This window comes from Candidatus Margulisiibacteriota bacterium, assembly GCA_003242895.1.
Lineage (GTDB): Bacteria > Margulisbacteria > Riflemargulisbacteria > GWF2-39-127 > GWF2-39-127 > GWF2-39-127.
Genome location: QKMY01000053.1, coordinates 74719 through 98723, shown reverse-complemented (window position 1 = coordinate 98723; position 24005 = coordinate 74719). Strand labels below are relative to the sequence as shown.

20 protein-coding genes are annotated in these 24005 nt (G+C 40.4%); 9 read left to right on the top strand and 11 right to left on the bottom strand.

The genetic code is table 11. The features are described from left to right. Window positions 1–289: 289 nt before the first annotated feature. The 4 genes from DKM50_08875 to DKM50_08860 form a co-directional block, all read right to left on the bottom strand. A complete protein-coding gene (locus tag DKM50_08875; protein PZM79562.1) occupies window positions 290–1021 on the bottom strand; it encodes a hypothetical protein in 732 nt (243 codons plus the stop codon). Window positions 1022–1144: 123 nt separating this feature from the next. Next, the gene (locus DKM50_08870) at window positions 1145–2512 is read right to left on the bottom strand and encodes a hypothetical protein (protein ID PZM79561.1); all 1368 of its coding nucleotides are present in this window, start codon (window positions 2510–2512) and stop codon (window positions 1145–1147) included. Between the two features lie 206 nt (window positions 2513–2718). Further along, complete coding sequence (locus DKM50_08865) at window positions 2719–3360, bottom strand: hypothetical protein (protein ID PZM79560.1); 642 nt, start codon at window positions 3358–3360, stop codon at window positions 2719–2721. An 87-nt stretch (window positions 3361–3447) separates the two neighbouring features. After that, window positions 3448–3648, bottom strand: a complete 201-nt coding sequence (locus DKM50_08860; protein PZM79559.1) for a hypothetical protein — start codon at window positions 3646–3648, stop codon at window positions 3448–3450. 65 nt (window positions 3649–3713) lie between these two features. Between DKM50_08860 and DKM50_08855 the strand changes: the two genes are divergently transcribed. After that, the gene (locus DKM50_08855; protein ID PZM79558.1) at window positions 3714–8111 is read left to right on the top strand and encodes an activase; all 4398 of its coding nucleotides are present in this window, start codon (window positions 3714–3716) and stop codon (window positions 8109–8111) included. Between the two features lie 124 nt (window positions 8112–8235). Here DKM50_08855 and DKM50_08850 read toward each other — a convergent pair whose 3' ends face one another. The 7 genes from DKM50_08850 to DKM50_08820 form a co-directional block, all read right to left on the bottom strand. After that, window positions 8236–9132 carry a hypothetical protein gene (locus DKM50_08850; protein PZM79557.1) on the bottom strand — a complete coding sequence of 299 codons (897 nt, stop codon included), beginning with the start codon at window positions 9130–9132 and terminating at the stop codon, window positions 8236–8238. Beyond that, on the bottom strand, window positions 9129–9722 hold the full coding sequence (locus DKM50_08845) for a hypothetical protein (GenBank protein PZM79556.1): 594 nt from the start codon (window positions 9720–9722) through the stop codon (window positions 9129–9131). Before DKM50_08845 ends, DKM50_08850 begins: the two co-directional genes overlap by 4 nt. Before the next feature lie 211 nt (window positions 9723–9933). Then, window positions 9934–10734 (bottom strand): hypothetical protein, encoded by an 801-nt coding sequence (locus DKM50_08840; GenBank protein PZM79555.1) that lies wholly within the window; start codon window positions 10732–10734, stop codon window positions 9934–9936. A gap of 201 nt (window positions 10735–10935) precedes the next feature. Next, the gene (feoB, locus tag DKM50_08835; protein PZM79554.1) at window positions 10936–13086 is read right to left on the bottom strand and encodes a ferrous iron transport protein B; all 2151 of its coding nucleotides are present in this window, start codon (window positions 13084–13086) and stop codon (window positions 10936–10938) included. After that, complete coding sequence (locus tag DKM50_08830) at window positions 13083–13310, bottom strand: hypothetical protein (GenBank protein PZM79553.1); 228 nt, start codon at window positions 13308–13310, stop codon at window positions 13083–13085. Before DKM50_08830 ends, feoB begins: the two co-directional genes overlap by 4 nt. Window positions 13311–13312: 2 nt before the next feature. After that, the gene (locus tag DKM50_08825) at window positions 13313–13534 is read right to left on the bottom strand and encodes a hypothetical protein (GenBank protein PZM79579.1); all 222 of its coding nucleotides are present in this window, start codon (window positions 13532–13534) and stop codon (window positions 13313–13315) included. A 238-nt stretch (window positions 13535–13772) separates the two neighbouring features. Next, a complete protein-coding gene (locus DKM50_08820) occupies window positions 13773–14210 on the bottom strand; it encodes a transcriptional repressor (protein PZM79552.1) in 438 nt (145 codons plus the stop codon). A 179-nt stretch (window positions 14211–14389) separates the two neighbouring features. On the opposite strand from DKM50_08820, the gene DKM50_08815 reads away from it, so the two are divergent. The 8 genes from DKM50_08815 (at window position 14390) to DKM50_08780 (ending at window position 23717) form a co-directional block, all read left to right on the top strand. Continuing rightward, complete coding sequence (locus DKM50_08815; GenBank protein ID PZM79551.1) at window positions 14390–15268, top strand: hypothetical protein; 879 nt, start codon at window positions 14390–14392, stop codon at window positions 15266–15268. 191 nt (window positions 15269–15459) lie between these two features. Beyond that, window positions 15460–16689, top strand: a complete 1230-nt coding sequence (locus DKM50_08810; GenBank protein ID PZM79550.1) for a hypothetical protein — start codon at window positions 15460–15462, stop codon at window positions 16687–16689. Between the two features lies 1 nt (window position 16690). After that, window positions 16691–17395: a hypothetical protein gene (locus DKM50_08805; GenBank protein ID PZM79549.1), complete on the top strand. Its 705-nt coding sequence runs from the start codon at window positions 16691–16693 to the stop codon at window positions 17393–17395. Between the two features lie 2 nt (window positions 17396–17397). Beyond that, a complete protein-coding gene (locus DKM50_08800; protein PZM79548.1) occupies window positions 17398–18162 on the top strand; it encodes a hypothetical protein in 765 nt (254 codons plus the stop codon). A 303-nt stretch (window positions 18163–18465) separates the two neighbouring features. Further along, complete coding sequence (locus DKM50_08795) at window positions 18466–19296, top strand: hypothetical protein (GenBank protein PZM79547.1); 831 nt, start codon at window positions 18466–18468, stop codon at window positions 19294–19296. A gap of 2 nt (window positions 19297–19298) precedes the next feature. Continuing rightward, window positions 19299–21560 (top strand): hypothetical protein, encoded by a 2262-nt coding sequence (locus DKM50_08790; protein PZM79546.1) that lies wholly within the window; start codon window positions 19299–19301, stop codon window positions 21558–21560. 1 nt (window position 21561) lies between these two features. After that, window positions 21562–22629 (top strand): hypothetical protein, encoded by a 1068-nt coding sequence (locus tag DKM50_08785; GenBank protein PZM79545.1) that lies wholly within the window; start codon window positions 21562–21564, stop codon window positions 22627–22629. After that, window positions 22626–23717, top strand: a complete 1092-nt coding sequence (locus DKM50_08780; GenBank protein PZM79544.1) for a hypothetical protein — start codon at window positions 22626–22628, stop codon at window positions 23715–23717. Before DKM50_08785 ends, DKM50_08780 begins: the two co-directional genes overlap by 4 nt. Window positions 23718–24005: the final 288 nt, after the last annotated feature.

Here is a 24005-nt window from a genome sequence, read left to right as displayed (position 1 = left end):
GATAAAGCTTTTTTGCTGTGCTGGCACCAGAGACAGACGAAGGTCAGCAACCTACTGTCAATTGATGTCAAAACAAAAGATTATTCTAATTGTAACAGCAAAATATTATACATGCAAAATATTAATAACAGGGTGAAATATTTCCAAAAACGATTGAATGATGGCAAGTACTACGATAATAGCCTCAAGCTCATGCCGATAATCATCATGTCAGGAAACTGGTGGTCTCCTCAATAGCGTAAACCAGGATTCTGCCGCTCCGATAGCTGCATCCTAATCAAGGCAGCATTCAAATACCATGAAATAAAAACCGATGGATGCCTTCATTTACAGAGCTAAGAGAAAGTGTTATCAATTCAGTATAGTTTTTATCCCGCAACAGTGGAATCAATAAGGGACCAATTACAGATAGTCTCGGATGGAGGTATTTATTAATTCCGGATTGCATTAGATCTGTTCCCACAGAAGCTCTAAACATAAAATTACTGGAATTACGAACCTCCATCTTTTCATCTAAATCAACATGTAAAAATAATGCTAGAGAATGCGAGCCGATAAAGAAATTATTTTTCTTTTCCTCACTCTCAGTAAATGAAGTTACGGGTCGTATTAAAACATCAATTCCATAAACCGGATCAATCGAATCGTGCTTGATTAAATTATTTCTATTAGCATATGCCAAATATGGGTACCGACAACGATTGTCCATCTGTCTGGACCGATTAAATACTTCTATTATAAGAGGATCAAGTTCGGATATAGGTTTGCCTATTTTTTTGGCTAACATCTCCACATTTACTATTTCTGGTTTCCATTCAAGCTGGTTATTATTAGGAATAAACAGTCTTTGTCGTAAGTTTGTTAATTTTTTGCAATTTATAAAAGCATTTTGAAAAGTTTCTTCGGATATAATTCCGTTATTTCTTGATAATTCTTTATTTAGCATGGATCTAAATTGATCTTGCAGCGACTTATAAGGATTAATCCATTTTGGTTTTACATCAATAATTTTTAGTTTCATATAATTATATCGATGAGTTTTTCGAAGATTCCCAAAAACAATCTAAAATTAGCTTAATCATGCCATATTTTTTTCGGAGCGAAGGGCAGGTAATCGTTATTAGTTAGACAGTATTAATAGACCTTACTTGACAGCATTTTTCTTATTCAGTTTGCGAGCTAATTCTGTTGGAGTGATCCCTGAGCTGATCAACTCATTTTTATTTTCCATAAGCCAGTTCAGATTTTGCACCCAATCACTTGGCTTCAAAATAAGCCCGATTGCGTAGCCATCAAGATTCAGCTCTTTGATTAGATCTTTATTATTTAACAGCCACTTCACCTTTTCTGCCCAGCCACTTTGATTCAAAATAAGCCCGATCGCTTGACCATCAAGATTCAGCTCTTTGATTAAATCTTTATTATTTGACAGCCAGTTCACCTTTTCTACCCATCCGTTTTGCTGCAAGATAAACCCAATTGTAGATCCATACAGCTTCAGCTCATTGATCAGCTGGCTGTTATTTGACAGCCAGGTCACCTTTTCTTTCCAGCCGTTTTGCTGCAAGATAAGCCCGATCGCAGATCCATACAGCTTCAGGTCTTTGATTAGATCTATGTTCTTCGGCAGCCAGTCCACCTTTTCCGCCCAATCATTTAGCTGCAAGATAAGCCCGAGGGTAGATCCATCCAGCTTCATCTCTTTGACCATATCTCTATTATTTGACAGCCAGTTCACCTTTTCTGCCCAACAGTTTTGCTTCAAGATAAGCCCGATCGCAGATCCACCAAGATTCAGTTCTTTAATTAGAGCTCTATTATTTGATAGCCAGGTCACCTTCTCTTCCCATCCGCCTTGACTCAAGATAAGCCCGAGGGTAGATCCATCAAGATTCAGCTCTTTGATTAGATCTCTATTATTTGACAGCCAATTCACCTTCACGGCCCAGCCGTTTTGCTTCAAAATAAGCCCGATCGCAGATCCATCAAGATTCAGCTCTTTGATCAGTAATTTACTACTATCTTTTATTAACCAATCACGCTTTTCTCTCCAATCGCTCTGACGCACGATCAATTTATATGCAGCACTATATTGTTTTTTCTTTTTAGTAAATAACTCTATTAAAGCATTCTGTCTCTCTGAGTTACTCCTCTCGTCATTAAGTGATATAAGTAATTGAGGGTTAATCAGGTATTCTTTTTTAAGCTGGCAGAGTACTCCTTTTACAGCGGGGATGAGATAAAATATTTTTTTCATATCTTCGATTGAGAGATCATTCAAACTTGGAATAGCTTTCAATTCCTGTTCGGAGAACAGGCTCAAACTCGATTTTATCGTACCGATTGTTTCATCGGAAAATTTTGAGTGGACATCTGAAACTCGCATCAATTCAGTTATCATCGCATCGGTAATTCCCCAATCGTTCAGGCGGAAACGCATTTCTTCCCTGGACTCACCGATGCGCTTCTTTAACGGTTCGAGTATTACTTTTTTCATGCAAGCACCAAGCATTCTGGACATCCTTTTTCCTAACAGTTTATGATTAACCGAAATAGTGGATTTTATAAGAGATTATCGCTATATAAAAGGATAAGTTGCAAAATCTTTATATACACATCCGTCGAGTTTCATGTCATACCGAAAGAAGAATGTGCTGGAGTCAAAAGATTTATCAGCGTCCTGGCATTTGAAATTTCAAAAAAATACAAAAAAAAAGGCTACTTACTAAATAACTGATCAAGAGAAACCAACTTCACATCAACACTATACGTCGGATAAACCGCGTTAGTAACAGGCCTAAAAAGCCCCACCCCAAAATGTAATGACCGCACCCACGACGGAAGCTCAAGATAATTGCCCACCGGAATAAAAAAAGCAATATCATAAGCAGTCCCGATATTTTTCTTGCCATCCCTATTAATGCTGACAATACTTCCGCCAATAGAATACCCATCCCAAAACTTATAATTATATAACAACTGAGGAATATCAAAATCTACATATTTATCAATAAAGCGATACCCGACAGCCGTCGACAAATCAAGAGTCTCCGATTTAAAAAAACAAAGCATAAACCCACCGTAAATCTGGTTGCAATTATCAGCTGAATGCGAGACAAACCCGTGAAAATCAAGATAATCCGTGATCCCATACCCCCACACCAGATACGACTGCCCATATTCGATAACATCAAAAGGGTTCCAGGTAAAATCAAGCTGAAGCTGATTCAATCCGGTAGGTGTACCGTAATCATATCCCCCGGATGCATAGACTATATTCGAACAAAAAATTACCACAAGAGAAACAACAATAACTATTCGCGCCTTAGCTTTCCCAATTACAAAAAATTTATCAGTCATAAACACAACGTCACTCCTCCTTTAGCCTCATAGCTTTCCCTCATCAATTACACGATCAAGCGGGCTCATGAAACATATATACTCTCATTATACTGAAAATAAAAATAATAAACCTCCAATTTCATCTATCTGGCACACCGCCTGATACCCATCTATCCATCGAACAACAATATCTTCTTTCTTTTTTTTGAGGTATTCTGACAACAAGTTCCCACATAACAAAAAAGCCATAACAGGAACATTAACTCCCTTATTGACAATAGCTATCAAGGCAACTATATAGTACATCATATCATTATATTAGACTTATAGTTCCATGAGTTAATATAATCTTTTCGAGGAGGGGAAGTATTATGCAAGGAGTCGGCATTTGTTTTGGTTCATCCACTCTTACAGCGGTTATTGTAGAAGACAATAATTCACCTGACGGAACAGGCATTAAAATCAAAAAACTATGGAGGCGAACACATCAGGGCAACCCTTATCACGCATTGAAAATAGCCCTCAAAGAAATATGCGGGGAAACCAAAATCGACACGATACCGGTTGTGACAACAGGAAGAAATTTCCGCTACTCCCTTGAGTGTAATACAATTCCCGAAGTTGAAGCAACAGAAATAGCGATCAATTTTGTACTCAAAGGCTCTGATGCCCCCAATGCCCTCATCTCTGCCGGAGGAGAAAACACTTTCGTATATGTCCTTGATTCTAAAGGAAAAATTAAAAACATTTATACAGGAAATAAGTGCGCTTCAGGGACCGGAGACTTCTTTCTCCAGCAGATTAAAAGAATGAACACATCTCTTGATGAAGCCACGCAATTAGCACTTGAAGGAGACCAGGAATACAAGGTTTCCGGGCGTTGCTCCGTTTTCTGCAAAAGCGACTGTACCCATGGACTGAACAAAGGCGAACCAAAAGGGAACGTTATTTCCGGACTGTGCAGAATGATGTCGCAAAAAATAATCGATCTACTCTACAAAGTACCTAAAGAAAAAATAATGGTTATCGGCGGCATTACAAAAAACAAAAAGGTCATGCATTATCTCAGACAAGATATAAAAGAGCTTGTCATACCCGAACAAGCGCTATACTTCGAAGCTTTAGGGGCAGCCCTCTATGCCTTGAAGGATAAAAGTTCACTGCTTCGGAACATCAATATCCTCAAAAAAAACGACTACACAGTTTTCCACTATCTCAAGCCATTAAAAGAATTCCAGGAACTGGTAACATTTAAAGAAGCAAACACAAAGAAAGCTATGCCCAGGGACACCTGTATTCTTGGACTGGATGTCGGATCGACGACAACCAAAGCGGTTATCATCAGACAAGAAGACAATGCATTGTTAGCCCACGTGTACATTCGCACAAATGGGGACCCTATAAAAGCCTCTCGTGCCTGTTATTCCGAACTAAATCTGCAAATCAATGTACCGATCCGTATCATCGGATTAGGAGTCACCGGGTCCGGGAGAAATATTTCCGGGCTGCATGCTTTAACTGACGGAATTGTAAATGAAATAGTTGCTCATTCAAAGGCCTCTGCATACTTTGATCCGGAGGTAGATACGATTTTTGAAATAGGCGGACAAGACGCAAAATATACCTTTCTAACGAACAGCGTACCAACAGACTATGCAATGAACGAAGCATGTTCCGCAGGCACAGGGTCTTTTCTGGAAGAAGCCGCACATGAATGCCTGGGAATACCATATACTGAGATTGCCGGCATTGCCATGACTGCACAGAACCCTCCCAACTTTAACGACCAATGTTCGGCATTCATCTCCAGTGACATTATCAATGCGACCCAGCATGGCTTCAAAAAAGAAGACATCACTGCCGGTCTTGTCTATTCAATCTGCATGAACTATCTTACCAGAGTTAAAGGGGCACGGCCTGTAGGAAAAAAAATATTCATGCAAGGTGGCGTATGCTATAACGCTGCTGTTCCTTTGGCAATGGCATCCCTGTTATCTAAACCGATCATCGTACCGCCCTTTCCCGGATTAATGGGAGCGTTCGGCGTTGCGCTCGAAATTAAAAGCAAAATCGAGCATGGATTTTTGGAAGAAAAAGAATACGATCTGGACGCCCTCTCCCAACGCGAAATTGTTTATGGAAAAAGCACAAAATGTCAGGGAAACAACGACTGCGATAGAGGATGCAAGATAACTAACATTTCAATTAACGGAGAAAATTATCCCTTTGGCGGAGCATGTAATAAATATTATAACCTCGTGCATAAGATACGCATCAACGAAGAATACTTCAATGAAATCGCTTACCGCCAAGACCTTATATTCAAAAGGACCAATATTTCTTCCCCGGTACAAGGCACTGCCAAAAAAGTCGGTTTCAACAAATCTTTTCTTACGAATCATTTGTTCCCTTTGTTCCATACCTTCTTCACAGAACTCGGGGTTGACGTGATATTACCAGACAAGATCCTTACCAAAGGAATAGCCCAGATGGGCGCACCTTTCTGCTATCCGGCAGAAATCGCTCACGGACTCTTTCTCGACCTTTTACACAAGAAACCTGCCTATGTTTTCTTACCGCACATAACCGAACTCTACCAGAAAAACAGTGTCAGCTACCGCAAAGAGCACCAGAGCACCTGCCTTATTCTTCAAGGAGAATCGTATTATCTCAAAAGTGCATTCAAAAAAGATATCATTGAATCAGGCTCAAAGATTATTTCGCCGATCATTAACTTCTCGCAAGGCTGGGACAGCCAGCTAAAACCATTCCAGGCTATTGCCAAGTCGGTAGGGTCCACAAAGGAAGCTGGGAAAAAAGCATATATTAAGGCCTGCGAGCAACAAGCAAATACATTTGATATGCTAAAAAAGCGTGGTAAGCAGTTACTTAGCCAACTCGAAGAACATCCTGAGAAAATCGCCATTGTTCTTTTCGGTCGTCCTTATAACGCTTTTGCCGAAGAAGTTAACCTGAATATTCCTCATAAATTTGCTTCAAGAGGCATAACCATTATTCCCTTCGACATGTTACCTTTTGAAGACGAAAAATGCGACAAAACCATGTACTGGTCAATAGGCCAGATGATCCTCAAAGCCGCACGGTTCGTGAGAAAGCATCCCCAGCTCTTCGGGGTATTTGTCACTAATTTCAGTTGCGGCCCGGATTCGTTCATCGTCGGATACTTCCGTGAAGCCATGGGAAAAAAGCCCTCACTTACCTTAGAGCTCGACAGCCATACAGCAGATGTTGGGATCGACACTCGTATCGAAGCGTTCCTCGATATTATCCAATACTGGCGAAAAATAGATAGAATATCCATCAAGCGAAAAACCTTTCAGACACTAACCGTAGAAAAAAAAGGCGGAAAAATATATATAAAAAGCCAGGACGAACGACCTAAGACACTACGCGATCGCTCAGTAAAAGTCCTGCTTCCATCAATGGGAATTGCAGCCGAAGCAATAGCATCAGTTCTTGTAGGATCAGGGATCAGGGCCGAGGTATTGCCTACAGCCGACATGGAAATATTAAAAAAAGGACGAAGTATCGCTTCTTGCAAAGAATGTGTTCCTCTTATCCTTACGGTCGGACTATTCCGTGATTATATTGATAAACATTACAATGACAGCGATAAGATAATCTATTTCATGCCTGAAGCTCCGGGTGGATGCAGGTTCGGGCAATATCATGTCTTCTTAAAAAAATACATAGAGAAACAAGGCTATGACAATGTCGGGATTATGTGCTTAAGCAATGAAGACGGTTATCAGGGAATAGACTTACCAACCAAAATCCGTATTTTAAAAGCAACAATTGCTTCTGACATATTCACCGATATCAAAAATATTCTCTCAGTATTAGCTAAGGATCCGGCAAAAGCACTGGCTGTTTACCAAAAAGCCTGGACAGACTTTAATAGGGTCCTTCAGAAAAAAGGAGACATCGAAGCTGAACTGGCTAACATAAGCAAATCACTGAAACAGATCCCATTGAAATATTCGCTGAAAGATGCAAAAAAAGCTCTTTTGACAGGAGAAATATATACCAGGCTTGATCCGTTTTCTTGTCGGGGAATAGCCGAAAAGCTGGCGCAAAAAGACATCATTCTCTTAACTGCCCCCTCGCTGGAATGGCTCTATTATGTTGATGTCCTGATCCATGAAGGCATCGTAGACCCGGAGTTCAATATCCTTGGAAAGGTATCACATTTTATTGAGAAAAAAGTTAAACGGTTCATGGAATCACGAATCAAAGGAATCATGAACCAAAGCGGAATAATCGATAGCGAAAACATAAACATGGAGGAAATCGTAAAATATGGGCTTCATCTATGCAACCTTAATCTCGGAGGCGATCCGATATTAAGTACAGGCGCGGCACTCAAAGAAACATTGAACTCTATTCATGGGATAATCCTGATAGGTCCGTTCAATTGTATGCAATCCAGGATCACAGAAGCATTCCTCAGTGAAAATATGCACATCGAAACAAAAGAACATATAGAAAAAACAAAGTCCTACAGCAAAAAATATCCTGAGCTCGATAATCTACCCTTCCTTTCGATAGAAACGGACGGCAATCCATACCCGCAACTGATAGAGGCCCGGATAGAAGCCTTCAGTCTCCAAGTCGTAAGGGTCCACGAGCAAATGAAAAAAGCAGCAGAGCCCGTAAAAAAGACGGCAGATCCTGTAAGAAAAGTTCCTGCTCCTGAGAAACGAGCTATAACTCTTGAGAAAAAAGCTGTAGCTCCTGAAAAGATGTAAGTCATTCAAAACATTTTTTGGGTTAATTATACGGGCGTGCCAGCGGCGCGCCCCTACAGCGTACTTTCATTTTTAGAACCCCGCTGGCGCGCTTTTGGTACTTTTTCCGCACAGGAAAAGCATATTAGAAAAGAGTATAAAGCAACGACCCACCAACCAGGACAACCAGGAATGCGCCGGTTATTTCTAGGGTAGAATGGATAAGGGCAACCCGGTGTTGGTATTGTGATAACAACGAAGCAACCATATTACGCGCAAGAATGGTAATAACGCTCACCATAGTGATAGTCAGAGCCATCCCCAATGCCATGGCAGACACCGACAGAATGCCCAGAAGTAAAACACCTTGAGACATAGCAAAAAGAAGTACAATCGTTGTTCCCGGACAAGGTACCATCCCGATCGCCAGTGACACCGGAATAATACTGCGTTCCTGAGCATGGTGATTATGTGTTGCAGTGGAACGCTTATCGGTCCACACATGCCGGACGCTTCTGCCCAGAAGGAACAGCCCGATGAAAACAATAATGCCGTAACTGATTAATCTGACCCAATAATCAATTGTATCGAAGGTATTTAAAAACGATTGTTTTAGAATGATATAGACGACCACAACCACAATCACGGCTGAGAGCGTGTGTAAAAACGAGACGGCATTGCCAAGCAGTGCGCCTTTGCGATAACGGCTTTCGGTTGATAAAAAATATGAACAGGCGATTGTTTTCCCATGTCCCGGCCCGAGAGCATGCACCATCCCGTATCCGAAGGAGAGTACCAGAATAATTAATAACGATTTTTTTGAACCGCCGTCCCTGATATCCCTGATCAATGAAGAGAGCTGGCTTTTCATGTCGTTTTGGATATCAAATATTTTGTAAATAAACTGCTGAATACCTTTGGGGTATTGTACCTGTTTAGCTACATGCTTAGGGGCTTCTTTTTGTGGTGTTAATAACGGATTATTCGCATACGCGGCAGTGCTACAGCAAAACAGCAATAAACATATCAGTAATTTTTTCATTTTTTACTCCTGAACTTATAAACGATTTCTTGTGGAACCATCAGTCCGTCCCAATAGGCCAGTTTGGGATTCTCGGACATTTTCTGCTGTACTTCGTAAGTACCGACGTTCTCTACCCCGGCACTCTTCCCGGAAAACCGGATGTCCATGTAATATGTTGAATCGTACATAGCCAACCTGACCTCTTTGTACTCTTTTATTGCCTTCACACTGCAAGGAATAAAAAATTGATACACAACTTTTTCCCCTGCCGGTTTGACAGAAAAATCTTTTACGTAGGTTACCGGAAAGGGTTTATTATCAATAGAGATGCTAGAAAAATAATTATAACCCTTGAGATTGGAAAAAGCCGTTGATTGTATCAGTTTGGTCTCCTGGGCGTTAAACCGTTTGTCTTTGTTCTTGTCGTATTCCTCATAAATTACACTACTAAACATCTCATCGAATACCCAATTCGTTCTGATACCGAGAAGTCCATCCTTATCCATAACTACGGACACGCTACTCTCGATAAAAATATGCGGATGGGAAAAAACGATTGATGGAAGCATACCGAACAATACCATTATCAACCATATAATGTTCTTCATAGCTCATACCCTTTCTGTAAACGTGCGAACAGTTTATTTTACTATGTAGGGTAATGATCTGTACACAGTCCGGGATTAGCGTTCGAGTCCGGCTTACGGAACCAACACACTAGTCTCTAAGTTGGGATAAAAGGTGTACAGATATAAGGATAAAAAAAACCCCTCTTCACAGCCTAGGTTGTGAAGAGGGGTTGTCCAACATACTTCCAGGCTAAAATGCCAAGGCTATTTTTGATAATATATTATTATTCCGGTCATTCTCTTGGGCTGCCGAATGCACTTCGAGCATCCCTGTCAGGGCTGAATCGAATTGATAATTGATCCCTCCGGCCATTACAGTATACTCGGATTTTTCAACCATATTCCGTTCAAAGCGTGCAGCGATCTCGGTTGTATCAGAGAGCTGGCAAGCAAGACCACATGACAAATAGGAATCAGAATCCTTAAACGCAAGCTCGTTATCGAACACATACTTATCGATAGACAGTTCCGAAAAAACGTTATAAGCACTTGCAGCATTCCCATCATTTAATAACGCTGCACCAACGGTAATGCCGTCAGCAATCTGATTAGAGAGCTTGAATGAAAGAGCATCCGCCCTGGTCGCTGCCGTATTGTTATACAGCCCAAGCGCAACAGTAGAGGATCCGAGGCTCACCTGGCAAGAGATGCCCGCAGCAGTCAGATCAAAACTATCCTTGAACATCGGATCGGAGACCAGATGAGTATAATACTCGCCAAACTGTACTCCCAACAAACCGCCCTCGAAAAACACTCCATCTCCGGCTTTGTACTGCACCTTATAACTATCTAAGGCATTGTTCTTCCAGCATAGCTCGCCTGCTGTTTTATCCGACAATTTTGACGTGATAAGAAAAGAGGAATCCTCGGGGGTATACAATCGAATATCGCTGTCATAGACGACTTCCATCACACCAGAAAACTCTATACCTGCAACACTGATTCCTGCACATAACATCATTACGACTACAAAACCCAATACCTTTTTCATACTAATTTCCCCTTTTATCTATTTTTTATTTGAACAACAACTTTGTACCTCATGACAGTCAGAACACGAACATGCTTTGTTCCCTTTCAGCATCCTGTACAGGAATACCCCTGCCCCTGCCAGGATTGCAATCATAATGCCAATATCGATAATTGATAAATTACCAAACATATATACACATCCTCCCTAATAATTTTCGGACTACCCTAATCCCACAAGCCGTCCGCCCTGGTAGACGGCAAACGAAACGAGCCAGGGTAATACACTTAAGTAGACCACCACAAAACCAACCCAGCCCCAGGACTGAAATTCGTGCTTGAACGCTGCAAGCACAGTTAAACACGGGACATAAAGAAGCACAAAAACCATAAAAGAATATGCGCTAAGCGGAGTGAAATCGAGTCCGAGCCTCTGTTTGAGCGAATCAAGTCCTTCCTCTTCCTTAGACGAGCTGATCCCGGTTATATCAATGTTGGAGAAGAACCCAAAAAAAGCTTCCTGCACCGCTGAACCAAAAGAAACAACGATGGCTTTGAGATCACCAACAAAAGATAACTGTTCAGTTCTCTCCTCCTGAGCACCTGAGTAGATCTCTCCCATGGTACTGACAACCACCTCTTTAGCAACAAATCCGGTGAGCAAAGAAGCCCCGGCTTCCCAGGTTCCAAACCCGAGCGGCTGAAGAATAGGTGCAATAGCTTTGCCTGTTTTTCCGAGTAAAGAATCCTGCTGAGAGACCCCATAAGGAAGGTTAAGGCTAAACCAGATAACTACGGATGCTACCAGGATCAACGTGCCGGCTTTGACAACAAAATGTTTTACCTTTTCCCAGGAATGAATCAGCAGGTTCTTAACTGAAGGCAACCGGTACGGAGGTAACTCCATAATAAACACCGGAGCCTCTGCGCGAAACAAAGTGTGCTTAAATACGAACCCCATAAAAATGGCGATTGCTATACCCAGTAAATAAAGTGACAGTATCACATTTGCGGCATGGCGGGGGAAAAATACAGTCGCAAACAGAAGATATACCGGAAGTCGGGCCCCGCACGATATCAGCGGGACCAGCAGCGCAGTCAGCAATTTGTCCCGCCTGGTCTCAAGGATTCTAGTCGAATAAATCGAGGGCACATTACAGCCAAAACCCAGCAACAGCGGAATAAACGCTTTGCCATGAAGCCCTATCTTATGCATCATCCGGTCCATAATAAAGGCTGCCCTTGCCATATAACCGCTTGCTTCAAGAAAGGTGACAAAAAACATCATTGTGGCAATAACAGGGATAAAAACCAGAACCCCGCCCACTCCGGCAATAACTCCGTTAAGTATCAGGGACACAAACCATTCCGGAGCATGGACCGCTGCAAGCAAGGCACCTGCCCATTTGGTAAGCGGGCCGCCAATCACGCCATCGATCCAACCGACAAATGGATTGCCCACATCAAAGGTTAACTTGAACGTGAGCCACATCATAAAAACAAAAACCGGAATACCAAGGTACTTATTCAGCACGATTTTATCGATCTTTTCGGTCAGTTCCTGTTTGGGCTTGAAAGTTTGTTTGAACACCTGATGAAATAAGCCTGAGGCCAACGCATACCGTTCATCAACGATTTGAGACTCGATATCCTCATCATGCGCGACCGCTAAATGCCCGACAGCTTCACCGGTCAGCTCTGTCAGATCAACGACTCCGGTAGAACGAAGGAGATATTCATCCTCTTCCAGCAGTTTGATTGCCAGCCACCGGGAAGCATACCCGGAAAAACGCCGGTCATCTTTAATGTTTGTTTGTACGACGTCGATTGCACTTTCCAAGTCTTTTCCATAATACTGCCGTTTTGGTTGATTATGTACATTTCCCACTAATACATTGAGCAAGCTATCCATACCCTTTTTCTGGGTTGATACGGTTGGGATTACTTCTACCCCCAGAAGTCTCTGAATCTCCGGAATGTTTATCTCATAACCTTTTTGTTGCGCTTCGTCATAAATATTAAGAGCAATGACTACCGGAATGCCTAGCTCCAGCAATTGGATGGTCAAATACAAATTACGTTCAAGGTTGGTACTATCAATAACATTCAGAATAATATCAGGTTTTTCATTGACCAGATAATCACGGGCAATAATCTCTTCCTGCGAATAGGGACTGAGCGAGTAGGTCCCCGGCAAGTCCACCAAACTGATCGCGGTCCCATTGTAGTTGAGCTCAGCAAACTTTTTCTCTACTGTAACACCAGCCCAGTTGCCAACCTGAAGCCGGCTGCCCGCCAGTGCATTGATCAGGGTAGACTTGCCGCAGTTGGGATTGCCGGCAACTGCTACAGTAATACGTTCGTTCCCGCTCATTGGACCTCCTCCACTTCTATCAAAGAGGCTTCATTCTTCCTAAGCGAAAGTTTGTAGTTTTTGATGGTGACTTCCAGCGGATCACCCATCGGTGCTATTTTTTCCAGAGTGACCATCTCCCCCTCCAGAATGCCCATATCCATGAACTTCCTTTTAAGTGTTCCTTTCAAATTAATCTTTTTTATAATTACTGTCTTGCCTACCTTAACCTTCGACAAATCCATAATCAAATCCTCCTTACCATGATTTTTTTTGCGATATTCCTTGCCAGAGCTATCCGTGAATTACCTACCAGCACAACCAACGGCCCATTACGGTTATTGGTGACAACACTAATCTCCCTTCCAGACCTGATACCCATACTCTCAAGCCGCTCCAGGTATACGTCATCCCCTGTTTGTCTATAGAATACTTCACTTACCTGAGCCAGCTCTCCAACATTTAACATGACTAACGGAAACATCCTGACACCTCCTCTTTTACTCTGGGACCCAAGATTAAAGAATCTCCAGCCTCCTTTTTGATATTGACATTCAATTTCATTATTAACTTAAAAAAATCATCCCTGCTCACTGTTTTACAGACGTTGTCCATTCTCTAGCTGTATGTTGGCGATATTCCGCTATTACGTTGAATTTGATATTCAATTTCAATCTGCTCTCAAAAAAACAGTTCACTTATAGCTATTATTGCTTACTTTGGTTGCATTCTTTGCAAATCCCAAAAATCTCCAGCTTGTGTTCGACAAGCTCAAATTCGTATTTGGTGCAAAGCTCTTTCTGTAGAATCTCAATTCGCGGATCAACAGCTTCAATGCACTTGCCGCAAACAGAACAGACCAAATGGTCATGATGCGAGTGTCCATACTTATGCTCATATCGCACCCTTTCGAGTCCAAAGGTAACTTCCTGCGCTATGCCCGCATCCACAAACAATTTTAATGTCCTGAATACGGTGGCATTCCCGACAGCCGGATCTTTTTTCCGGACATACATGGTTAGTTCATCAACTGATAAATGGTCTTCGATACTGAGAAACGTATCGAGGATGATTTCTCTCTGATGGGTCATATTCAGATTTTTTTCCTTCAAAAAATCAGTAAAATAAATTTTTGCATCAATCATAACACTGTCCCATCCCGACTTTGAAATTCAATTTCATTTTACACGACAAGAATACGGATTGTCAATATAAGCATGATTATTTCCAGATACATTTTTCTGAGCCATCTGATTAGAATTGTGACTTTTATTTTTTTTGCCTTCGATATATATACAAATATTGTTGTAGGTCAGGAAGGTTTATGCTGGTTACCAAGTATATATCAGTGAGGAACGAAAAAATTTCGATGACGCTATCGAGCCATATCGGAGAAATAGGTAATCACGTAACCGCTAATACGGTGTTAAAAAGATGGCTGGATTTTCTCTGTCACCGACCTACCAGAATTTTAGATTTGACTCCCTCTCAATTTAGCGTAGAATGCCGTATCCTGTTGGAAATTAAAAATATTATAGATTCCCTTGATAGTTACAATGCAGAAGAACAACAGAAGAAGATTGCCTCAATACTTGAATCTTTATCCCTAATATTTTTCAACGATAAATATAATTTTAATTTCCGACAGAGGGAATCAATTACAGATCCGATTATAAATCCTATCTATCACTTGCATGTCAGCGCACTCAATCTTCTGAACGCTTTGATTATTAAGCAAGGGGTGGAACCGAAGAAAGCGGCTACCGATCTGCTGCTCAAAGTTATTGATCACTATACATGGCATAATGTTCCGTCAGCCACCTGTTTGAATGAGGCGCTTAGCAAAGCCTATTTTATCTATTTTCATGTGGTGCCTGTGGAAGTATCCCGTATCATCTTAGCGCACCTGCAAAATGTGGCGGAACAATTTGATATCGATGGCCCTGTTCCGTTTTTTCTTCATAAAGATTATGTATTTCTTGCTATGTTAACCAGCAATTTGTATCATTTGCGCCATAGGTTGAAGGTATTATCTGGTTATGATGGCAATGCTATTGATAGGGTATTTGATTTCAACATGTACCTGTTGTGCGGAATGGCAAAAGACGATCCGGCAAATCACAGCGTGATCGTTTCCGGGTATCGTGAAGCGCTTGTTACAGCCAGAGAAGTATTTGGACGCATAGCTGAGCGGCAGTATTAACAAGGCTTTTGATAAAAATTGTATTTTTTCTTTTGTTTGGTCTCGATATATACACTTGAAGTAATTAAAGAAATGGTTCGACAGTTTAACCCGGATAATTCTTTTCAAATTTCCACGCCAAATAAATTCCCATTGAAACCTAAAAATAATTATCCGGGTTTAAACAGGGACGACCGATATTTTTTTAAAATGTGGAAGCCGAAGCAATTGCAAACTATTCTTTTTTTATATATTATTATAATGGTCCATCAATAATTCATAATGAGCCGTATCCTGTTATGTATCGTAAATATTACATCAAAACCTTGTATATACTCACCTTTGTAATCTGTATTAGTGGTGTCATCATAACTCAGAAACAGACTAACAGTTATTATGTACCCCCCAAAAACAAACTTGAACAAAACTCCGGAGCAAAGGTTAACCCTGACCGATTCAAATACTTTACTTTCGGATTTAATACCCTTATAGCTGACGTAATTTTTATGAATATCCGAACATCTTTACCGACATTTATCAGTAACCGGGACTTTACACAGAACAACAAATTTGCTGCCGCAAATAAACAAGAATTAAAGCGTGATTTGCAAGGGCTCATAGGCATTGACATTAATACGATCAAAAACCAAGCCCAAATAGCTCCCGAACCTAACGAAGAACACCATCATGACAAAAAAGAAGAACACGATCACAAAAATGCATTAACCCATTTCCTCGAACATATTGGGTTCTATTTTGCTCCGGAGGAAGAACTCGATGCAGTCGAAGAATCCTACTATAGCGATGATCGAATAACTCATGCCTATTACCTTTATGACACACTAACTACGATTGATCCTCACTATATCTATCCCTACACATACGCTTTTACCTTTTTTTCCTTTATGCTCAACCGGCCTGAACTGAGCGAAAAACTTCTGCTCAAAGGGATTGAGTCAAACCTCCGCAATCCCATTTTTTATCATATGCTGGCAGCGAATGCAGTTATATACGATATCAACAACGATCTCGCCAGACAGTACCTCCTCTCAGCCAGAAAATTTGTCCCAAAAAAAGATGCTGTAATGATACATAATTTACTCACGCTTATTGATAAAAGCCAAAACCCGTACTTTATAAAACTTTATATCCTTAATAACATCTACGCTTCTATAAAAGATGAAGAAGTTAAGAAAAAAATTAAAAAACTAATAGAAGAGTTTGAGGTAAAAAGCACATTACTGCTCCTTAATAAATCAATATCGGTTTATTATTCGATTCATAATAGCTACCCTTCAAATATCAATGACCTGCTGAACTCCCGGATACTGGATGACAACACAACAAAACTGGCAATGATATATAAACATTACTATGAGCCGGATACTACACAGCATGTATTTGTCTTAGCTACGAATAAATACCTGACAAAGGGGAATTGAGATGAATGCACTTTCAGTACAAAATATATCGAAAACTATCAATAAAAAAAACATCCTGAAAAATGTTAACTTTTCGCTCGAAGAAGGCACGATAACCGGATTCATCGGGCATAACGGAGCAGGCAAAAGTACCACCTTCAAAATCATTATGAACCTTATCCACCCCAATTCAGGGCAAATATTGATCTGGGATGAAAAACCTGAGGACCATGACATCTACAAAAAAGTAGGTTACATCCCGGAAAGCCCGCTATATCCCGACTATTTAAATGCCAAAGAATTCTTATCATATATGTGCGATCTCCTGAACATTCCATCAGCGAAAAAAAGCAGTCTCGTCAAGGATGCAATCCTTCAGGTAGGCATTGAAAAACACACCTCGAAACTTATCAAATATTATTCAAAAGGAATGAAACAAAAACTAGGTATTGCCCAGATGTTGCTCGCTCAACCATCGCTCCTGATCATGGACGAACCGCTTAGCGGACTTGACCCCATCGGCAGGCACGACATTCTAAAAATCATGGACGACCTGAAGTCAGAAAACAAAACCATTCTTTTTTCTTCACATATTCTCTATGATATCGAAAAAATATGTTCACGCTACGTGATGATCGCCGATGGAACTATCATAGGCGATATCCCTGCGAACCAGACCAATAATATTGAAGAGCTTTACTTATCAAAAATCAGAAAGGATTCATAACTATGAAGGCACTCCTATCTATCGCTTATTACACATTACTGCAAAATATGAGGCACAAAATATTTCTAATTTCAATTGGAGCCGGAACCTTTCTAATCATCTTCTCTATTCTGGCAGGTGAAATGGCTGTGGGCGAACAGACCAGATTTATTCTTGATTTTTCAATGGCAATCACCCAGGTATTATCACTTTTTCTTGCTATCATTATTGGAAGCTATCAAACACGGGAAGAGATCGACAAAGGCACCGTTTCCCTTATCATAACGAAACCAATTTCAAGATCATTATATTTACTTGGCAAATTCAGCGGCGGTGCTCTATCAGTTTTGTTCAACATACTATGTATGGGCGTGCTTTCACTTGCTGTTTTCTACTTTCAAAAAGTACCTATCTCCATCCCATATATGCTCAGCCTTTATTTGATCTTCATTGAGTCGCTTATTGTTCTGGCCTTTGCCATGTTTTTCAGCCTCATTTCCTCATCCATAATCGCAACCATGGCCACCTTTGGCACCACAATAATCGGTCACTTTTCCAGAGACTTTTTCCTGTTGTCTCAGAAAGGTCACGGTCTTGCTAGAATATTTGGAAAAACTTCCTACATCCTGTTGCCTAATCTGGAGAAATTCAACATCAAAACCATGGTGATCTACAGCACGTCTCCGTCCCTGTACTATATGCTCATGGTCACTCTCTACGCCCTTTTTTTTATGACAATGGTCATGGTGCTAAACAAGATTATTTTGGACAAACTGGATATTCAATAGGTCGGTAACCAGCAATACACGACATATTGCCAGTTGTCCCGGCATAACTTTTGATAAATTTTATCCCGACCACCAAAACTCCTCCGTCATTTTAATAATCCTAACGCCAAACATATCGATAATTCAATTATTCGTTGAGCATAAAAATCAAATTTTCATAACTGACTTATTAAATATGAGGCCTAAATGACGAATCTTTCATATAAGTTACTTCCGTAGCAGATACGAATTTTTAATCTAACTGACGTTATTCTTGATATAATATATATATTTAAGACGACCGTTACAGAAAAAGGATAGCACATGAAGTTCTTAGAATTCTGGCAATTAAAACATAAGCCCTTTGAATTTACCAAAGATAGTCAGTTCTTTTATGAAAGTAAAGGCCACGGAGAAGCGCTTGCCAGGCTTTTTTATTTAATTGAAGATAAAAACATGAATATCGGATTGCTTACCGGCGAAATCGGCTGCGGTAAAACCATGACCTGGACATTTCTTGTCAATCAAATAAACAGGGATGAATACAAAATAGCAGTATTGGATTTCTCAAGTTTCACATTTGAAGATATCCTCAAAGAAGTTATTGCTCAGATCTCTAAAAGCAAGCTCAACCCAGACAAAGAGTACTCCAAATACGAACTTACCAAACGCTTTCGGGAAATAGTTATTGAAGAAATCGCAAAGGAAGATAAACATCTGACGATTATTCTCGATGAAGCCCAACAGGTATCAGACGGTTGCCTCGACGAACTAAAAAACCTGACAAACATTGCTTCGGAAAATAATAATTATATGACTATCATTCTGGTTGGACAACCCGAACTACGAGAGAAGCTGAAAAAGCTTCCTCAGATATACCAGAGAATCAGCCTTATGTACCACCTTAACTGCCTCGAGCCTGACGAAGTAGACGAATACATCAAGCATCGCCTGAAAATAGCAGGGAAAAGCCAGATTAACGTCTTTACGAAAGAAGCTGTCAATATCATTATGAAATCATCGGACTGTATACCTCGAAATATTAACAAGATCTGCAAGCTTGCCTTTGACCGGGCTTTCGCCTTGGGAGTCAAAGTAATTGATGAGGATATGATAACGACAATTGTACATGACTTCCATAAGCAGGATATATAAGAATGCCTAATTCTGATTTCAACATCAAAGATCAACTAAAAAAAATGAGAGATAAAAAATCGTCGGCTGGTTCCGCGTTAATCGAAGATGAACCGACAATAATTGATGACAATTCCTATAACATTGATAATGACATGATAATCTCAGACACCCCGGCAATTGAAAATCTTGAAAGCATGGTCCAGGACAAAAAACCGACTATCAAATTCACCCCGGAGCTCATCGATCAAATCAACAAGATGTACGACCCAGCAGCTGACTACGTTTACAAACCGGGAGAAGAACCTGAAAAAGATGCTGAAGAACCCGCAATTAAAATCAAACTCGACGTACACCGCATTGCAAAAGATATCTGGAAAAAGAAATCGTTAATAATAGCTATAATGATCGTTATTTTCTTAATTACTTTCGGATTGCTTTCTGTTGTCATTAAAACGAAATATTCAGCAACAGCCGTACTCCTGCAAAAAACCGACTCAGAAGCAATAGGTATCGGTGATGTAGCACATATAAAGATACAGCCGTATAGCATAGGAACATTGTCCAACACGATCATTACCGTAGCAACCATGCAAAAAGTCATTGCGAAATTAAATCTCAAAATATCACAGTGGCAGCTTATCGGAATGGTAAAGACAAGCACGCCGAGACAATCAAATACCATAGAAATAACGGCAACAGATGTCGACCCGTTACGTGCCGCCAAAATCGTTAATGCCATTGCCGATGCCGCACTTGAGGCAAATATGAACATGTATTCCTCCGAAGCAGACAAATACCTCAAATACTACGGAGAAAAATCAAATATAGAAAAAGAAAACCTGACAGAGATACAGGGCAAAATACTCTCTTTTTCCAGAGAGAGCAATATCGTTAACCTTTCTGTTCAACAAGAAGTTAACCTTCGCCGGTTATCAGAGCTGGAAGTTGAATATGAGGACACAAAACTTGAATTGAACAACCTCTTAAGTGAGATCGAAAGCACAAACTACCTCTTAAAACATGATCCTGAACAACTCCTCGAAAAACTCATGGAAAGTAATCCGCTCAAAATACAATTATTAAATCTCGAAGCCAGTTTAGCAAATGCAAAAATGGAATATACCGACAAAAACCCGAAAGTCATCAATCTCGAACAACAAGTATATAGCTTAAGAAAAAAAATCAGCACCAGTGCTTTCAATGTATCAATGATAACAATGAGAAAGAAACAAAAAGACCTTGAAATAAAATTAAGCCAGTTAAAAAACTCCCGCATTGAACTGAACCGTGAACTTCTGGATCTGCCGCAAAAAGAAGTCGATTACAACAATATGATCAGAGAGAAAACAGCCATTGAAGCAAGGTACAATCATTTCACCGGAATGATAGAAGAAGCTAAACTGGTTAAGGACGGAGGGCTCAGCAATTTCCAGATCGCATCCTACGCGATGAGCCCGGAATCCCAACCTAAAAAAAAGTTTAATATTATAATTATACTTGCATCCTTAATGTCAGCTGTGTTCGCCGGATTTGGCACTGCGATAATAATTGTCCTCATCAGTTTCAAAGTCGGAACAAAAAAAGAACTTGAGATGATATACGAAATCCCGGTATTTCTCGAAATCGAAAAATTAAGCCAGCCGCAAATGGTCGACCTCTGCTCGTTTGATGACAACTCTTATCAGGAGATATTCAGAAAACTAATAAGCCATATGAACAAAGCCAACAAAAAACCGATACACTCGGTATTCGTGACCAGTGCGGAAGAAGGCGAGGGAAAAACAACAATGTGCCTCAACCTGGTCAAATACTTAACGAAAAGATCACAGAATGTAGTTTATCTTAATCTATGTCCGAATAACACTGTCGAAGAATACCTTGGCGTTGTTCAAACAGAAAACATGATACAATTAAATGACTTTTTAGTTAATAACAGCTTATTTGATAAACTTCCGCAACCCACCATAAATCAAGGACTTAGTTATATCAGGATGGGAGACAACTGGGATAGCTATCTCGATTGCCTGGACTCCCATCAAATGCAGGAATTCCTTAACTTACTGGAATACCAATATGAGTTTGTGGTTATTGATGCACCCGCGGTTTTACAAGCACCGGACCTGCCTATGGTACAGAAAATTGCCGATTCGATTGTGTTTGTCGTAGAAAGCAACCTGCTGGCAAGAGGTCAAATAACCCAGGCGTTGGAAGCTCTATCCCACGTCAAACTTAAGGTTAACGGTTTTGTGTTAAATAAAATGCCGGACGAGTTCATTAGTTAACATGAAAAAAAAATTGAAACCAATTATCACATTATCAGTAATCGTACTTAGCTCCCTATCATTAAGCGCCTGTACCTCTTCTATAAGCTCAAATGCAGGATTGCCCTCCCTCGTACCGGAAGGCACATACTTCGTAACCATAAAGCCTAAAATCCTACCGGCAAAATATCTTATAAAAGAATCAAGGCCATATCTGCTAACGCCAGGCGATATCATAGAAATTACTGTCTTCAACAACAAGGACCTTCAACGAAAAAGCATCCCTATAGCGCCGGATGGAAAACTCTATTATTTACTCATCGATCCAATCCAGGCCGCGGGAAGAACTATCGAAGACGTGGCAAAAGAAGTCCAGGACAAACTATCTCACTACCTGTACTATCCGCAGATAAGCATCGTCGCCAACCAGCTGCCAAGCCAAAAATATACAATACTCGGTCATGTCACCAAACCAGGGCTCTACGAACTAAAACCAGGAGTAAACCTGCTCGACGCTATTGCATCTGCCGGAGGTATTACCCATACCCAACTCAACGAAAATTACCCGGTTGACTTTGACCATGCATTTATTGCACGCAAAGGAGAAAATATAATTCCGGTCAATTTCGAAAAACTTCTCAAAGAAGGTGATCACAGCCAGAACATTTACGTAGAAGCCGGCGACTTCATCTATCTTCCCGAGATCACGAACTCCGATATATACATTCTCGGACAAATCGATTTTCCCCGTACTATGCACTACAAGAAAGGGCTGACACTGATCAAAGCCTTAGCAGGCCTTACCAGGATCAACTATGCAAAAAACAAACCGTATACCGACTCCGTCATCATCTTACATGGGTCATTAAGCAAACCGGAAATAACCGTTGTTAATGTAAACAATATTCTTGAAGCCAGATCAACCGATATACTGCTCCAGCCAAAAGACATTATTTATATACCGGAAAAATCCTTTGATTTCGATGAACTTATTGATATTGTCACCAAAGCTTACATAACAGCATTCTCGACAAAAACAGCCACCTATTCATTCGATTCACTGAAAGTCATGTACGGAGTAAATAAATGAAAACATTTCGCTTTTTGTACATATATACGGGCATACTCATAGGATTAATAACTCTGCCAGGTTCATTATCAGCAACCATCCTTATTGCAACACCAAATGTCTCGCCTTCACTAAGCACTGAATCAAAAGAAATCTCTCCGGGAGTCATCAAACTGAATAATCGATCATTACCGGACCCGAAAGAGCCTAATACTGACATAAAAAATCACGAATCCGGGTTATATGCCTTAAATGCCGGAGATATTATTGAAATATCGATATATAATAGAGAAGATTCGGACAAAATGATAACAATCGATCCAAGCGGCTCGATATCCTATATGTTTGCCGGCAGTGTCAAAGCAGCAGGGAAAACCATACCCCAATTAAAACAAGAGCTTCAATCATTAATCGGGCTATCACTTCGCGACCCGATCGTTAATATCCTCCCCGTCGAATTAAAAAGCCGGCGGTTCTCAATTATGGGCGCACTCAGCAATCCTGGAACTTATCAGCTCACCGGAACAATCTGTGTTTTGGACGCAATTGCGATGGCGAACGGCTTAAAAACCGGGTTGCTAAGAGAAAATACCGTTCAGCTGGCAGATCTCGACCATGCCTTTTTACTTCGCAACAAATCATATGTCCCGGTCAACTTCAAAAAACTACTCCATGAAGGTTCCATGAAAGAAAATATTTCGCTTCAAGCTGGTGACTATCTTTATATTCCTGAATCACATATCAATGAAATTACACTTCTTGGCGAAGTTAATGCCCCGGGATATTACGAATACGCAGATAGCTTATCGTTAATCCAGGCTGTAGTCCTTGCGAAGGGATTCAATAATAAAGCACAGAAAGATTCAATCATTGTACTCCGGGGATCATTAACTCAACCGGTAGTCTATAGAGTAAATACCGAGAAGATCATTAATGGAGAAATTATGGATTTTGTCTTGGAATCAAAAGATATTGTCTATATACCCAGACGGACATTCTACTCTCTCGAAGAAGCAACAAAAACAGTTATTACAACCTTCGTACAAGCATTCGCTACAGCTGACAACACCAAACTGTTTAACGCCGTACCTGAACCGGAAACGAAATAACAGCTAAATTTCATACAACTTTTATCCGCAGATTTTCGATATAGAGTTAGAAGCAAGAAGATAAGTATCGAGCAAACAAAATAAAAGGGAGATGAAAACAATGTTTATAAAATATTGGTCTAAATAATGATAATCTTTCACATAATACTGAAGAAAATAATTACAACCAGGGTTCAACTCGTAACCTTGTAGAACCAAAAAACGGCAAATATTGATAAAAACATATACATCACATAATAATAGGCTTTTCACAAAGCCTATTATTATTTAGCACGTAATTTCCTCAAT

Bases quoted from the DNA above. Each gene is read 5' to 3' on its own strand.
- DKM50_08875 (PZM79562.1), bottom strand. From the start codon at position 1,021: ATGAAACTAAAAATTATTGATGTAAAACCAAAATGGATTAATCCTTAT.
- DKM50_08830 (PZM79553.1), bottom strand. From the start codon at position 13,310: ATGGATTTGTCGAAGGTTAAGGTAGGCAAGACAGTAATTATAAAAAAG.
- DKM50_08820 (PZM79552.1), bottom strand. From the start codon at position 14,210: ATGATTGATGCAAAAATTTATTTTACTGATTTTTTGAAGGAAAAAAAT.
- DKM50_08855 (PZM79558.1), top strand. From the start codon at position 3,714: ATGCAAGGAGTCGGCATTTGTTTTGGTTCATCCACTCTTACAGCGGTT.
- DKM50_08790 (PZM79546.1), top strand. From the start codon at position 19,299: ATGCCTAATTCTGATTTCAACATCAAAGATCAACTAAAAAAAATGAGA.
- DKM50_08800 (PZM79548.1), top strand. From the start codon at position 17,398: ATGAAGGCACTCCTATCTATCGCTTATTACACATTACTGCAAAATATG.
- DKM50_08870 (PZM79561.1), bottom strand. From the start codon at position 2,512: ATGCTTGGTGCTTGCATGAAAAAAGTAATACTCGAACCGTTAAAGAAG.
- DKM50_08780 (PZM79544.1), top strand. From the start codon at position 22,626: ATGAAAACATTTCGCTTTTTGTACATATATACGGGCATACTCATAGGA.
- DKM50_08785 (PZM79545.1), top strand. From the start codon at position 21,562: ATGAAAAAAAAATTGAAACCAATTATCACATTATCAGTAATCGTACTT.
- feoB (PZM79554.1), bottom strand. From the start codon at position 13,086: ATGAGCGGGAACGAACGTATTACTGTAGCAGTTGCCGGCAATCCCAAC.
- DKM50_08825 (PZM79579.1), bottom strand. From the start codon at position 13,534: ATGTTAAATGTTGGAGAGCTGGCTCAGGTAAGTGAAGTATTCTATAGA.
- DKM50_08805 (PZM79549.1), top strand. From the start codon at position 16,691: ATGAATGCACTTTCAGTACAAAATATATCGAAAACTATCAATAAAAAA.
- DKM50_08850 (PZM79557.1), bottom strand. From the start codon at position 9,132: ATGAAAAAATTACTGATATGTTTATTGCTGTTTTGCTGTAGCACTGCC.
- DKM50_08795 (PZM79547.1), top strand. From the start codon at position 18,466: ATGAAGTTCTTAGAATTCTGGCAATTAAAACATAAGCCCTTTGAATTT.
- DKM50_08840 (PZM79555.1), bottom strand. From the start codon at position 10,734: ATGAAAAAGGTATTGGGTTTTGTAGTCGTAATGATGTTATGTGCAGGA.
- DKM50_08865 (PZM79560.1), bottom strand. From the start codon at position 3,360: ATGACTGATAAATTTTTTGTAATTGGGAAAGCTAAGGCGCGAATAGTT.
- DKM50_08860 (PZM79559.1), bottom strand. From the start codon at position 3,648: ATGTACTATATAGTTGCCTTGATAGCTATTGTCAATAAGGGAGTTAAT.
- DKM50_08845 (PZM79556.1), bottom strand. From the start codon at position 9,722: ATGAAGAACATTATATGGTTGATAATGGTATTGTTCGGTATGCTTCCA.
- DKM50_08815 (PZM79551.1), top strand. From the start codon at position 14,390: ATGCTGGTTACCAAGTATATATCAGTGAGGAACGAAAAAATTTCGATG.